The following is a 12,849-nucleotide window of genomic DNA, read 5'->3' as shown; positions in this document are numbered from 1 at the left end:
AGAGAGAAAGTCTACATTGTCAGCCTACGGAAGACTTACGCATATAAAATCAAGACTAATACGCATTGATGGTATCTCTTGGTCCCCATACGGTTGAGCCCACATGAAGTGATCAACCGTTGGGAGTTCTCATGCCGGGGCAACGCAGGATTCTGGTGACGGGGGCGACCGGCACGGTCGGCCGGCAGGTCGTGGCGCAGCTGTTGGAGACGGGGGCGGAGGTTCGTGCGCTGACCCGCGACTCCGAATCGGCCGGCCTTTCGGACGGCGTCGAGGTTGTGCGGGGTGACCTGACGGATCCGGACTCCCTGCAGGCGTCCCTGAAGGGAGTCGAGGCCGTGTTCCTGATCTGGCCGTTCGCTACGGCCGAGGGGATGCCCGCAGTCCTGGAGGTGGTCGCGGCGCAGGCCCGTCGCATCGTCTACCTGTCCTCGGCGGCCGTACGCGGTCACGAACGTCAGGCCGAGCAACTGATCGGGCGATCCGGGCTGGAGTGGACGTTCCTGCGCCCGCACGCCTTCGCGGCCAACGCCCTGCGGTGGGCCGAGCAGATCCGTACCGAGGCGGTCGTGCGTGAGCCGTACGGCGCGGCCGCCATGCCCCCGCTGCACGAGCGGGACCTCGCTGCGGTCGCGGTGCACGCACTCGTCGGCGACGGGCACATCGGCGCGACCTATGAGCTGACCGGGCCCGAGATCCTCACCCAGGCCGAACAGGTGAGCATCATCGGTGAGGTGATCGGCCGCCCGGTGCGCTGGGAGGAGACCTCGTCGCAGACCGCGCGGCAGCAGATGCTCGCCCGGGGCTGGCCACCCGCGGCCGTGGACGGCATCCTTCGGGCTCAGGCCGAGATGGTGATCGAGCCGAGAGCGACCACGGCCACGGTGGGAGAGGTGACCGGAGCCCGGGCGCGCACGTTCCGCACCTGGGCGAGCGACCACGCGGGCGAGTTCCGCGCCACCTGAAGGGCGCCCACATCCCCCGTATGGTGATGCGTCCGTCCTTCGATACGAAGAAGTATCGCGGCCCGCCCGGGGCCGGCCGAGGACGGCGATGACAGGCCCGCGGCGGCCTGCTCGCCGGCGAACAGGTCAAGCTCGTGGTGGATGCGGGCGGGCTCGACGTTGCGACGTGGCCGATGTGGAGGCGATGATCGCTGCTCGGCGTGAGGCCGAGCGGCGCGGCGGATCTCCGGGCACAGCCGCGACCACCCGCCGGGATGGTCCTGCTCGGCGGCCGGAAACGTCAGTGGCCTGCGACCTGTACTGACAGTGGCGGCGACCCGGGAGTGCCAGGAGCTGGCTCATTTCCGAGAACACGCAGAGCCCCGCGGCTACGCAGAGCTGAATCGCGTTCGGCTGCAGCGACCCGGGCGGCGGCTCCGATGTCCAGTCGCTCATCGGCCTGCACTAGCCGCGCGATGACCGGCACGGTGTTGCCGCCGGCCGAGGCCAGCAGGATCATCGCCCGCCGATAGCGCACCGTGCTCATCGTGCCGCGCCGCACGATCCGCTGCAGCTTCTGCCCTTCTTGGTCTGTGAGCCTGCGGACCTTGACCGGTTGCGTCACCTGGCCTCCCGACTGCCGATCGAACGTGATCAGCACCATCCAACCGGCAGGACCGTCTTACGCGCCAACCCGGTGATCGTTTCCGATCACAGCACTAGCGAGCGTCACCCCTCCGCACGGCCGGGCCCTGCCCCCGGCCGGCCCTGGTCAGCCGGCGGCAGCGCTCCGCAGCCAGCGGTCGTGGAGCACGGCGAACGGGCCGCCCGCCGCCAGCAGTTCGGCGGGCGGGTCCGCCTGCGCCACCCGGCCGCCGTCGATCACCGCCACCTGGTCGGCCTCGGTGACCGTGGTCAGCCGGTGCGCGATGACCACGACCGTACGGCCGCGCCGCAGCCTGCGCAGCGCCTCCTGGACCCGTTCCTCGGACTCCTCGTCCAGGTGGCCGGTGGCCTCGTCGAGAACCAGCACCCCGGGGGCGTCGATCCACAGGCGGGCGAAGGCGAGCAACTGGCGCTCGCCCATGGCCAGCTGCTCGCCGCGCTCGCCGACCGGCGTGTCCAGGCCGCCGTCCAGGCGCCGGAATGCCGGTTCCGCGCCGATGGCCGCCAGCGCGGCCTCGGCCCGGGCCCGGTCATGGCCGGGTTTGCCGAGGAGCAGGTTGTCCAGCACCGTGCCGGCGAACAGGAACGGCTCCTGCGGGACGTAGGCGACCGCGCGGCGCAGCTCGTCCTCGCTGGTCGCGCGCAGGTCGACGCCGCCGAGGGTGATCTGACCCGCGTCCGGGTCGTAGCAGCGGGTGAGCAGCTTGGCGATGGTGGACTTGCCCGCGCCGGTCGCCCCCACCAGCGCCAGCGTGTGACCGGCGGGGACGACGAGGTCCACGCCGCGCAGGGCTTCGGGGCCCGGCTCGCCGTCCGCCCGGGGGTAGGCGAAGCGCACGCCGGACATCCGCAGTTCCGCACCGGCGGCGGGCAGTGGCACCGGTGCCGGCGGGTCCTGCACCGACGGCCGTTGCGCGAGCACGCCGGCGACCCGCGCGGCCCCCGCCGTCCCGGACTGCACGCTGTCGAACAGCTCGCTGAGCTGGAACACCGGGTCGAACAGCAGCCGCAGGTAGATGAGGAACGCGGCCAGCGTGCCGATCTCCAGCGCGCCGTCGATCACCCGGTGGCCGCCGACGGCCAGGGCGATGGCGGTGGCGGCGGCCCCGCCGAACTCCACGGCGGGGAAGAACATCGAGGCCAGGTCGATCGGCCGGCGATTGGCGACCCGCTCCTCGCCGTAGCGGCCGGCCAGCCGCCCCAGCGTGACCTCCTCGCGCCGGAACGCCTGCAGGACCGCCACCGCCGCGACGCTCTCCCTCGCCTCGGCCGAGGCGGCGGCCGACGCTTCCCGTACCCGCCGCCACGCCGTCGCCGAACGCCGCCTGAACCAGGCGACCAGCACCGCCAGGAACGGCGCGACCGCCAGCACCGCCAGCGCCAGCCGCCAGTCCAGCACCACCAGGACGACGGCGACCCCCGCCATCGTCACCAGGCTGGTCACCAGGTTCACCAGGGCCTCGGCGACGAGCGGCTGCATCGAGGCGACGTCGCCGGTGATGCGCGCCACCACGCCGCCGACCCGTTCGCGCTCGTGGAAGTCCAGCGACAACCGCTGCAGATGGGCGAAGAGCCGGGAGCGCACCGCGTGCAGCATCCGCTGGGCCACCCGGGCCAGCGCCAGCGTCTCGATCCGCGCGGCCGCCGCCTGCACGGCGATCACGGCGGCGCAGCCGAGCACCGCCCAGCTGAGCGCGTCCGGGTCGCCGGGCACCACCCCTTCGTCGATGCCGACCTTCACCAGGTACGGCAGGCTCAGCCCGGCGGCCGTCCGCGCCAGTACGGCTGCGCAGCCGGCGGCGAGCGCCCGCCGGTGGACGGCGAGCATCGGCCGCAGCCATGCCGCCGGTGACGGATCGTTCATCGTGCACCCTCCACGATCGTCGTGACCAACTCGTCCCCGGCGCCGGCGGCCGGGGCGTCGCCGAGGCGGATCACGCGGCCGGCGAACCGGCGCGCCGTGCCGTCACCGGTGGCCAGCACGGTGGCGCCGCCGAGCGCGGCGGGCAGCCGCTCCAGCACGGCCGCCTCGGTCGCCGCGTCCACCTGGGACAGCGCGTCGTCCAGGAGCAGGACGCGCGGGCGCAGCAGCAGGGCGCGGGCGATGGCCACGCGCTGGCGCTGCCCGCCCGACAGGCTGTGCCCCTGCTCGCCGAGCACCGCGTCCAAGCCGCCCGGCAGGGCCTCCAGCAGATCGAGTGCCGCGGCGGCGTGCAGCGCGGCGCGGATCTCGTCGTCGCCGGCGCCGGGGCGGCCGAGCGCGACGTTCTCCCTGAGCGTGCCGGACAGCAGCACCGGCTCCTGGGTGACGAGCGCGACCTGGGAACGCAGCGAGCCGAGCGTGAGGTCGGCGAGGTCGTGCCCGTCCAGCAGGATCCGTCCCGACGTGGGCGCGGCCAGGCGGGGGAGGAGCGCCAGCAGCGTCGACTTGCCCGTCCCGCTGGAGCCGGTGAAGGTGACGCGCTCGCCGGGCGCCACGCTCACGTCGATCCGTTCCAGCACCGGCCGCCGTGCCCCCGCGTGGTGGACGCTCACGTCCTCGAACGTGATGTGCGCGCCGCGCGGCAGCGCGGGCAGCGGTACGGCGGCGGCCTGGTCGGCGATGGCCGGCGGCCGGTCCAGCACCTCGAAGACGCGTTCGGCGGCGGCAGTCGCCCGCCGGGTGATGGCCGACAGGGAGCTGAGCGCGTGCAGCGGACCGGTGAGCAACAGCAGGTAGGCGGTGAAGGAGACCAGGGTGCCCAGCGTCAGTTCGCCCTGGATGACCAGCCGGCCGCCGTACCACAGGATCGCGGCCTGGCCCACGGCGGGCAGCGCGCCGAGCAGCGGACCGTAACGGGCGCGCACGCGGGCCATGGCCAGGTTCTCCGCCATCAGGCCCGCGCTGACGTCGTCGAAGCGGGCCTGGCGCTGCCGCCGCAGGCCGAGCGCCTTGATGGCGCGGATCCCCGCGGCGCTCTCCTCCGCCTCCGCGGCCAGCTCGCCCTCCTTGCGCTGCAGGCCGCGGAACATCCCGCCCAGCGTCCTGTCGTAACGCACCGCGGCCGGCGCGAACAGCGGCAGGATCGCCACCGCGGCCACGGTGAGCTCGGGGGACAGGACGACCATCTGGGTCAGGGCGGCGACGGCGGTGAGCGCGTTCAGGATGGCGAAGATGAACCCGTAGGAGAGGAAGAACCGGATCGCGGCCATGTCGGAGCCGAGCCGGGAGAGCACCTGCCCGGTGGCGACGCCGTCGTGCCAGGCGGGTTCGAGCTCCAGGAGCCGGCGGGCGAGCCGCGACCGCAGGCCGTACTCGACGTCGAGCGCGACGTGGCCGCCGACGGCGCGCCGCACCGAGCCGCAGACCCACCGGATCACGGCCAGCGCCAGCAGCGCCGCGACGCCGACGGCGACCAGGCCGGGCCTGCCCGGCACGATCGCGTCGTCGATCACCGCCCTGATGGCCAGCGGCAGCAGCGCAGAAGCCACGATCATGACCACGCCGAGCCCGAAGGACACGCTGGTACGCGCCCAGTACGGCCGCAGCAGCCCGAGCAGCCGAGGCAGCGTGCGCGGGGCGGGCCCGGCGGGCCGGTCAGCCGGCATCGGCGGTGACGAGCGAGGCGACCGGCCGTCCCGCGCGCTCGGCGACGAAGTCCAGCAGCGACAGGCCGTGCGGGTAGGCGCCCCGCCCGGTCACGAAGATCTCCGTGAAGAGGTCGAACACCAGCAGCTCCAGGTTGCTGTCGAAGCAGAAGCCGAACTCGTGCTTCTCGCGGTAGCCGGCCGGCAGCGACCGTTCGCACAGCCGTTCCAGCCGGCCGCGCAGCCGCATCCCCGACGACGGCGCGCCGATCTTGCGGCGCAGGACGCTGTCGGCCAGCGGTCCGTCGCCGCCGCACAACCGCAGGGCGGCCCGCCGAAGCAGGTGCTTCTGGAACCCGAAACGCGCGTCCACCTTGTACGCGGCCGGCAGCGAGGTGACGAACCGCACGAGGGAGTCGTCCATGAACGGCACCCGCATCTCCAGACCGGCCGCCATCGACGACTTGTCCAGCGGCTCCAGGTGCAGCCGGACGAGCTGATCGCGCATGTTGTCGGCGAGGACCCGCTCCAGGTAGCCGCTGAACGGATGCTCGCCCGACAGGCCGTCGAGGATCTCCCGCGCCCGCGGGCTCGGCAACGCGGCCAGCCGCCGCAGCTTCGGCAACTGCGCGGCGACGTAGCGGGCACGGGTGCCCCGGTCGAGGTATTCCGCGTATCCGCCGAACAGCTCGTCGGCGCCCTCGCCGTTCAGGCACACCTTCAGGTCGTGGGCGATCAGCCCGGCCAGGTGGTACAGCGGCAGCCCGCCCAGGCCGATCGGCGCCTCGGCCGACCACAGGTAGGCGGGCACGGTCTCCAGGTAGGTGTCGAAGTCCAGCACGCTCACCCGGTGCGGCAGTCCCATCGAGGCGGCGAGGCCGCGGGCCTGCACCAGGTCGGGGTGCCCGTCGGAGTCGGCGACGCTGTACACGCGGAACGGCCCGCCCCGCTCCCGGCGCATCAGCGTGGCCAGCACGGCGGAGTCGAGCCCGCCCGACAGCGTGAGCCCGACCTCGACGTCGGCCACCAGATGCGAGCGGACGGCGTGGCGCAGGCGGCCGATCAGCAGGTCCACCGCTTCGTCGAAGGAGGCGGGGGCCGCCGCCGCCTCCTCGCCGCCGCCGAAGGGGAGCGGGGTGCCGGGCCCGGCGGCGGAGACGGTCATCGTGTGGCCGGGCGGCACGCTGCGGATGTGCCGGAAGTAGGTGTGGTCACCTGCCGGGTGGCCCAGGACCAGGGTGTCGGCGAACGCCTGCGGGTCCAGTCCGGCGTCGAGCCCGGGGGCGCGCAGCAGCGCCTTGATCTCCGAGGCGAACAGCAGCTCCCCGGTGGGCAGGCGGGCGTGGTACAGGGGTTTGATGCCCAGCGGGTCGCGGGCCAGGAGCACCCGGTCGCCGTCCGCGATGGCGAAGGCGTACATGCCGCGCAGATGCTCGGCGCACCGGTCGCCGTACTCTTCGTACAGGTGCAGGATGACCTCGCTGTCGGAGCCCGTGGCGAAGGTGTGGCCGCGTGCCCGCAGGCTCTCGCGCAGCTCGCGGTGGTTGTAGATCTCGCCGTTGGCGACCAGGCGCAGCCGCCCGTCGGCCGACTCGATGGGCTGACGGCCACGCTCGACGTCGATGACGCTCAGCCGCCGCGAACCCAGCCCGACGTCACCGGACAGGTGCGTGCCCGAGTCGTCCGGCCCCCGGTGGGCCAGCGTCCGCGTCATCTCCGTCACCAGGGGCGCGCTCCCTCCGGCCACACCTTCGCCGATCACAGCCACGATTCCGCACACTTCAGCCGTTCCTTCCGTCGCTCGCCGCGGCCCCGTCGTACTCCGTGGACGCGTCGTCCATTCGGGGGCGCAGGCCGATCGCGCCGTGGTCTCTGAGCAGCAGCAACATGTCCAGGGCGGCCTGCCGCGCCGGCGGGCTGAGCGCGCCGGGGCCCGACGCGCCCGCCACGGCCGCGCACACCTCGGCGACGGTACGACGCCCGTCGCTTGCCTCCAGGAGCGCGGCCGTGGCGGCGTTCACCCGCATCCGGCGGACGAACACCGCGCCCGGCCGCTTGACGAACAGCAGAAGCTGCGGCCGCTCCAGCCGGGTCACCCCGGCGGGGATCTCGCCGTCCTCCAGCCGGGGCACCAGCTCCGCGAGATCGTGGAAGAACGGGACGATCCTGGTGTTGGCGGCGGTGACCGGGACGAGGCCCGGCAAATCTTCGGCGGAGGGCGCGGCGATACCGTCGTTGAGCAGGGCGATCGTCGCCGCCCCCGCCCACGCCTCGCCGCTGGTGCTGAGGTCGAGCAGCACCCGTTCGTAGGCGACGACGTCCTCGGCCCAGACCGGCTCCAGCGTGCCCTCCCGCAGCAGCCGCACGGCGAACTCGCACAGCCGCTCGGCCTCCACGATCATCGCCCCGAGGGATTCCGGCACGGGCGGGAACTCGGCGCAGAACCGGTCCACGTGGTCGTGCAACTGGTGGTGCAGCAGCAGCGAGGTCAGCGGCAGCGCGCCGAGCGCCAGCTCCAGCCTGCTGTTGGCGAGCAGCTCCGCCTGCAGGGCGAGCCGTCCCCGGTCCAGGCCGCGCAGGCTCGCCAGCTCGGCCTCGGTGAGCCGGTACGGCTCGGTCGCCGCCGGGTCGCCGTCCAGGAACATGCGCTGGAACGCCTTGTCGGTCAGCATCCTGCCGAAGGCCCGCTGCATGTCCAGGATGCTCATGCGGAGGTCCCGCCGGGGACCGGCCGTTCCCGGCGCATCAGGTCCCTGGCCCGCCGTACGTGGTCCACGATCTCGCCGAACTCCGGCCAGCCCTGGTCCCACTCCAGCAGCACGGCCTTGACCGGCGCCCGGTCGAGCACGTGGCCGAGCAGCTTCCAGACCTCCTCGTCCACCGGCTCGCTGTGCGTGTCGACGAGCATGCCGCCGATCTCCTTGCCGCCGGCGATGTGGATCTGCACCGTGCGTTCCAGCGGGATGGCGTCCAGGAACTCGTACGGGTCGAAGCCCAGGTTGATGGAGTTGACCCAGACGTTGTTCACGTCCAGCAGCAGGCCGGCACCGGTCTCCTCCAGCACGCGGGTGGTGAACTCCGCCTCGCTCATCTCCCCGCCGGGCAGCTCGGCGTAGTACGTGATGTTCTCCAGCAGGAACGGCGCGTCGATCCTGGTGGTGACCTCCTTGACGTTGCGGCAGACGATCCGCAGGCTCTCCTCGGTGAACCACAGCGGGGTGAGCTGGTCGATGTTGGTCTCCGGCGTCTTGGTGAAGCTCAGGTGGTCGCTGAACCAGGGCGCGCCGGTCCGCTCCACCAGGGCGGCCAGCCGCGACAGGTAGTTCGGATCGGGCAGCACGTCGGTGCCGATCGACAGGCCGACGCCGTGCGGGATCAGCGGGAAGCTCTCCCGCAGCGCGAGCAGGCGGTCCACCTTGTCGGGGGCCGCGTACAGGTACTGGTCGGAGATGATCTCAAGGAAGTCGATCTCATCGGCGGCGGCCATCGTCTGCTCGTGCAGCGGCATGCGGTAGCCGAGCCCGGCCCCGAGCTCCGGTAGTTCGTCGAACATGCGTGACTCCTCATGGTGGACGGGGATGTGACAGCCGCCCGCCCGGCGTACCCGGTACGCCGGGCGGGCGGCAGGCCGTGCGCGGCGCCTAGTGGGCGCAGCCGGAGCAGCCGCTGTGTGCGCAGCCCGAGCAGCTGCCGCAACCGCTGCAGGACACCTGCGGCTGAGCCATCACGATCTTCGACTCGAGCTGCTCGAGCTCGAACTCCAGCGCGGCCCCGGTGAGGGCGAGGCCCTCCATGGTCATGGTGCTCATCGTGACTCTCCTCTTCGTGAGGTGGGTTTCCCGGACGGAAGACCCGTCCGGGAGCCGGCCGGGCTGTCCCCGGCCGGAGCCTGGGTGGCGCGGGCCGCTAGGCCTTGCAGCTGGAACAGCCCGCGCAGGAGACCTCCGGCTCGGCCGCGGCGAACCGGGTGGCGAGCTGCTCCAGCTCGAACTCCAGGCCCGCGAGCGCGGGTGACTGCGTGGTGGTCATCGGTGTCTTCCTTTCTCTCCGCCGGGCGCGCCGGACACGGGCGGGCGCCCCGCCGTACGCGCTCCGAGGCATGGGGGCACGGCCGGGCTCGATCGGCGTGGCGAGAGCCCGGCTCCGTGCGACGGCGCCGGTCAGTCCTGCGGCGCGGGCGGCCGGGTGAACACCAGCACCCCGGCCCGATACAGCTTGGCCAGCGTGGCCAGCAGCCGGGGCGTCAGCTCCGCCGGCTCCACCCCGCCGCGCCGGGCCAGGCGCTCCACCAGCGCGGCGGTCGGCACGCCGCCGTCGCAGGCGTCCAGCAGCATGGCGGTCGCCTCGTTCATGCGCAGCTCGGTGGTGGCGAGGTTGGCCAGGCGGGCGAAGCACACCACGACGCGGCCGCGACCGGGTGCTGCGTAGGCGTCGCCCGTCCGGCAGAAGCGCCGCACGGTCTCCCCGTCGAAGTGTTCGAGGCGGATCTCGGCCCTCAGCAGCGGATGCAGCGGGCCCACCGACTCGGCGGTGATGGGCAGGCCGGCGAGCGCGTCCGGGGCAGGGGACAGGACGGGGCCGGGACGGGTCTCGCCGGCCCGCAGCGCCCACAGCCGGGCCCGCTGGTAGCGGACCAGCTCGCGCACCTGGCGCAGCGCCGGACCGTCGTACCGCTTGTCCAGGTGCTCGCAGTACGCGTCCAGCACGGCCAGATCGTGACCGTCGGCGTGTCCGGCGGCGCCGTCCGGGGCGGGGCCGCAGCCGGGGTGGTCCGCGGTGAAGCCGGCGGTCAGCTCGTCCAGCGCGTCGCCGAGGACCTCGCGGGCCCACGGCAGTCGCCCCTCCACCCACTCGGCGAACGTCCCCCGCGCGGGCGGGACGGCCCGGCCGGCGGACGGCGCGCGTCCGGCGGCGTCCTCCAGCAGCGCCTCCCACGCCTCGGCGAACGGGCCCGGACCGGGGAAGTCCGCGGCCACCAGCCGCCCGCGCGCGCCGATCTCGGCGGCGGTCTGCGGCCGGTCGATCAGCCCCTGGAGCCGGTCGGCCAGGACGTCATGCTCCTTGGGGTCGGGGACCAGCACGAAGTTGTCACCGTCGCCGAGCGTGTCGCGGTAGATCTGCTTGTCGTGGATCTCGCCGGACAGCACCAGGCACGTCCCGGAGGCCAGCACCTCGCGCGGCACCACGGGCCCGTGGATGACCACGGGGAAGTCGCGTTCGAGGAAACACGTCGCGGTGCAGGCCCGGATGAAACGCGGAACCTTCCAGTGCGGCACGAACGGCAGCAGCCAGGCGCGGTCTTCCAGGCCGTGGGCGGCGACCGCGTCGCGCAACATGGCCGTACGGGAGCGGCCGGACATCAGCAGCAGGTTGAACGACCTGCCGGACGCCCGTACCCGGCCGAGCGCGGCGATCAGGTCGAGGGTGCCCTTGAACTCGCCCGGCTTGCCGTACATCCCGATGGTGGGCAGGGACGGGTCGTAGGCGGGCATCGGCGGCGCGCCGGGCAGCGAGTGTGCCAGGGCGCCGATCTCCTCGGCCGACAGCGGCACGGCGTCCGGGTGGAAGCACGGTGGCACCGCGTACGGCGGGGACATGCGGATCGCGTCGCGGGCCACTCCCATGCCGAGGAACCTGCCGACCAGGCCGGGCTTGGTGATGACGGTGTGCGCGGCGCGGAACACCTCCTGGTACGCGGTCCCGAGCTCGGGGACGCGCATGAGCCGATCCAGGTCGCTGCCGGCGTGCTGGACGAGCAGTGGCAGCCCGGTCCAGCCGCTTACCAGGTGCGCGGCCACGCCGTACGGCTCCAGGTAGGAGCCCACCACGACGTCGCAGCCGAACTCCCGCACCACCTGCAGGGCCAGCCCCGCCAGTTTGCTGACGAACGGGTTGCCCTGGGGGATGTGGTCCATGCGCCGCCCGAACCGCTCCGGCCGGAAGACCCGGACGAAACCGCCGCCGGGGAAGCGCGGCTCGTACGCGGCGGCGTCCTCGTCCCCGAGCCCCAGCCGGAACCGCTCCTCGACCTCGTCGGCGTTGGTCACCACGTAGACGTGGTGACCCCTCTCGGCCAGCAGCCGCGCCGCCCAGTAGGTCTGCGCGCTCACCCCGCCCTCGATCGGCGGGTACTTCCCGATCAGGCAGACGCTCATCGGGCCCGTGCCCGGACGCGTCTCCTCCGCGCTGATGGTCATGCTCCCCCCAGTGGACGCATACCTGTGAATCCGCCGCCCGTTCCCTGCCGGCGGCTCGGACAGGGGAGATCGTCGCGATCCCGCCTGGCAACTCACTTGGAGATCACTGCAACGCCCTTGTGAAGGCAGGCGTCATGCCTGGTCAGAGGGAGAGAACCGGCGTCCGTCCGGTCCGGGGACGGAGGTCACACCCGGTAGATCACGAAAGTCGTCGTCCCGTCGCCGTTGTGGCCGAAGGTCGCCACCCAGCCGTCGCCGGCCCCAGCATGGTCGCCCTTGGCCGATGCGATCAGCTTGCCGGTGCGCCGGTCGTGGACCAGCGTCTCCTGCTGACCCGCCAGCAGGACCCGTCGCCGCGTCAGCAGGGGCAGGCCAGGGGGACGGTCGGGCAGCGTCCAGGTACGCGCCTTGCCGTACAGCTTGAGCCCCTCGCTGGAATCCACCAGCACGTCCCGGCCGTCCAGGGTGACGACTCGGCCGGAGACCGCGCCCTTCCAGACGATCTTGCCGGTGGCGGGGTCACGGAGTGTCAGCTTGCCGTCGGCGGTCACGGCGGGAATGGCGCTGCTGCCGCTGAACCTGTCGTGGTCGCAGCCGGGGTCCCGCCAGGCAGCGCGCCAGACCCGGTCGCCGGTGCGTACGTCGCGACCGGCGGCCACGTAGTCGCACCGCTCGGCCTCGGCGTTCGCACGGCTGAGGGTCACGGCCACTGTGCGGCCCTTCAGATAGGTCCTGGACGAGTAGTCCGTCACCGCGCGCCCCGCGAAGCGGGGGATCGCGACGTGGAGCCCAAGTCGTGCCCCGGTTCTCTTGTCCAGCGCGGTCAGCCAGGAATTCCCCCTGTATCCCCGCGGCAGGGTGGTCAGCACCAGTGTCGTGGCGTCTCCGGTCACGATGGAGGGGACCTGCCCGGTGGGGACCGTCCAGCGCACCCGCCCGGTCCGCGGGTCCCGCGCGCTCAGCCGGCATTCGTCCCGTTTCCCGGTCTGGGTGCCTCGGCAGGCCGAGGTGTAGACCGTGTCGTCCAGCCCGATGTGCCCGTATGTGGCGCCCCACGAGGAGGTGGCCTTCCAGAGCGTCCGCCCCGTGGCGGGGTCGAGCGCCTCGACCACACGGGGCGCGGGCCAGATCGACGACTTGCCGACCGGCTTCTTGTACGTGACGATCAACGTATCGGAGGGCGTGCTGAGGTTCACGGTGTGGGCGGACTGGTTGTCGTCGCCTTTCCCTTCGGGGATCTCGCGCTGCCACTTCTTCTTGCCGGTGGCGCTGAAGCCGAAGAGCCTCAACTCATGGTGGATAACGAAATGTCCGGACACATTGAGGACCAGCGGCTCCCACACCGTGGTCTTGCTGCTCCCTTTCGCCTTGTGCGAAAAGAGCTGGGCCGCCGCCTTGCCCTTCGCGGCCGGTGAGAGCGTCGGAGCCGGGGTGGGCGTGGAGGCCGGTGTGGAGGCCGGAGTGGGAGTCGGGAG

At 72.7% G+C, this 12,849-nt stretch carries 10 protein-coding genes and 1 pseudogene; 1 reads left to right on the top strand and 10 read right to left on the bottom strand.

Features of this window, described 5'->3' with window-relative positions; genetic code table 11:
- Window positions 1-131 precede the first annotated feature (131 nt).
- Window positions 132-965: an SDR family oxidoreductase gene (locus tag ADY59_RS24710; protein WP_049566185.1), complete on the top strand. Its 834-nt coding sequence runs from the start codon at window positions 132-134 to the stop codon at window positions 963-965.
- Window positions 966-1,392: 427 nt separating this feature from the next.
- Here the strand turns inward: ADY59_RS24710 and ADY59_RS53740 are convergent.
- The 10 genes and pseudogenes from ADY59_RS53740 to ADY59_RS24675 all read right to left on the bottom strand — a co-directional run.
- Window positions 1,393-1,608, bottom strand: a pseudogene (locus ADY59_RS53740) (hypothetical protein); the annotation flags it as partial.
- A 108-nt stretch (window positions 1,609-1,716) separates the two neighbouring features.
- Complete coding sequence (locus ADY59_RS24705; RefSeq protein WP_063780767.1) at window positions 1,717-3,474, bottom strand: ABC transporter ATP-binding protein; 1,758 nt, start codon at window positions 3,472-3,474, stop codon at window positions 1,717-1,719.
- Window positions 3,471-5,198 carry an ABC transporter ATP-binding protein gene (locus ADY59_RS24700; protein WP_049566180.1) on the bottom strand — a complete coding sequence of 576 codons (1,728 nt, stop codon included), beginning with the start codon at window positions 5,196-5,198 and terminating at the stop codon, window positions 3,471-3,473. Before ADY59_RS24700 ends, ADY59_RS24705 begins: the two co-directional genes overlap by 4 nt.
- The gene (gene asnB, locus ADY59_RS24695; RefSeq protein ID WP_197093828.1) at window positions 5,188-6,945 is read right to left on the bottom strand and encodes an asparagine synthase (glutamine-hydrolyzing); all 1,758 of its coding nucleotides are present in this window, start codon (window positions 6,943-6,945) and stop codon (window positions 5,188-5,190) included. The genes ADY59_RS24700 and asnB overlap by 11 nt, the downstream gene beginning before the upstream one ends.
- A gap of 13 nt (window positions 6,946-6,958) precedes the next feature.
- Window positions 6,959-7,885, bottom strand: a complete 927-nt coding sequence (locus ADY59_RS24690; protein WP_049566177.1) for a hypothetical protein — start codon at window positions 7,883-7,885, stop codon at window positions 6,959-6,961.
- Window positions 7,882-8,730, bottom strand: coding sequence for a DUF692 domain-containing protein (locus tag ADY59_RS24685; RefSeq protein ID WP_049566174.1), 849 nt, complete (start codon window positions 8,728-8,730; stop codon window positions 7,882-7,884). The genes ADY59_RS24690 and ADY59_RS24685 overlap by 4 nt, the downstream gene beginning before the upstream one ends.
- Before the next feature lie 88 nt (window positions 8,731-8,818).
- On the bottom strand, window positions 8,819-8,986 hold the full coding sequence (locus ADY59_RS50260; RefSeq protein ID WP_156325711.1) for a hypothetical protein: 168 nt from the start codon (window positions 8,984-8,986) through the stop codon (window positions 8,819-8,821).
- Between the two features lie 97 nt (window positions 8,987-9,083).
- Window positions 9,084-9,206 (bottom strand): hypothetical protein, encoded by a 123-nt coding sequence (locus ADY59_RS53445; RefSeq protein ID WP_269433639.1) that lies wholly within the window; start codon window positions 9,204-9,206, stop codon window positions 9,084-9,086.
- Between the two features lie 131 nt (window positions 9,207-9,337).
- The gene (locus tag ADY59_RS24680) at window positions 9,338-11,374 is read right to left on the bottom strand and encodes a glycosyltransferase (RefSeq protein ID WP_049566171.1); all 2,037 of its coding nucleotides are present in this window, start codon (window positions 11,372-11,374) and stop codon (window positions 9,338-9,340) included.
- A gap of 185 nt (window positions 11,375-11,559) precedes the next feature.
- Window positions 11,560-12,663 carry an outer membrane protein assembly factor BamB family protein gene (locus ADY59_RS24675; RefSeq protein ID WP_049566169.1) on the bottom strand — a complete coding sequence of 368 codons (1,104 nt, stop codon included), beginning with the start codon at window positions 12,661-12,663 and terminating at the stop codon, window positions 11,560-11,562.
- Between the last annotated feature and the right edge of the window lie 186 nt (window positions 12,664-12,849).

The organism is Nonomuraea sp. SBT364 (assembly GCF_001083785.1).
In the GTDB taxonomy this organism is placed as follows: Bacteria; Actinomycetota; Actinomycetes; order Streptosporangiales; family Streptosporangiaceae; genus Nonomuraea.
Note: the sequence above shows the minus strand (reverse complement) of the source record. Positions and strands in the feature narration are given on the sequence as shown.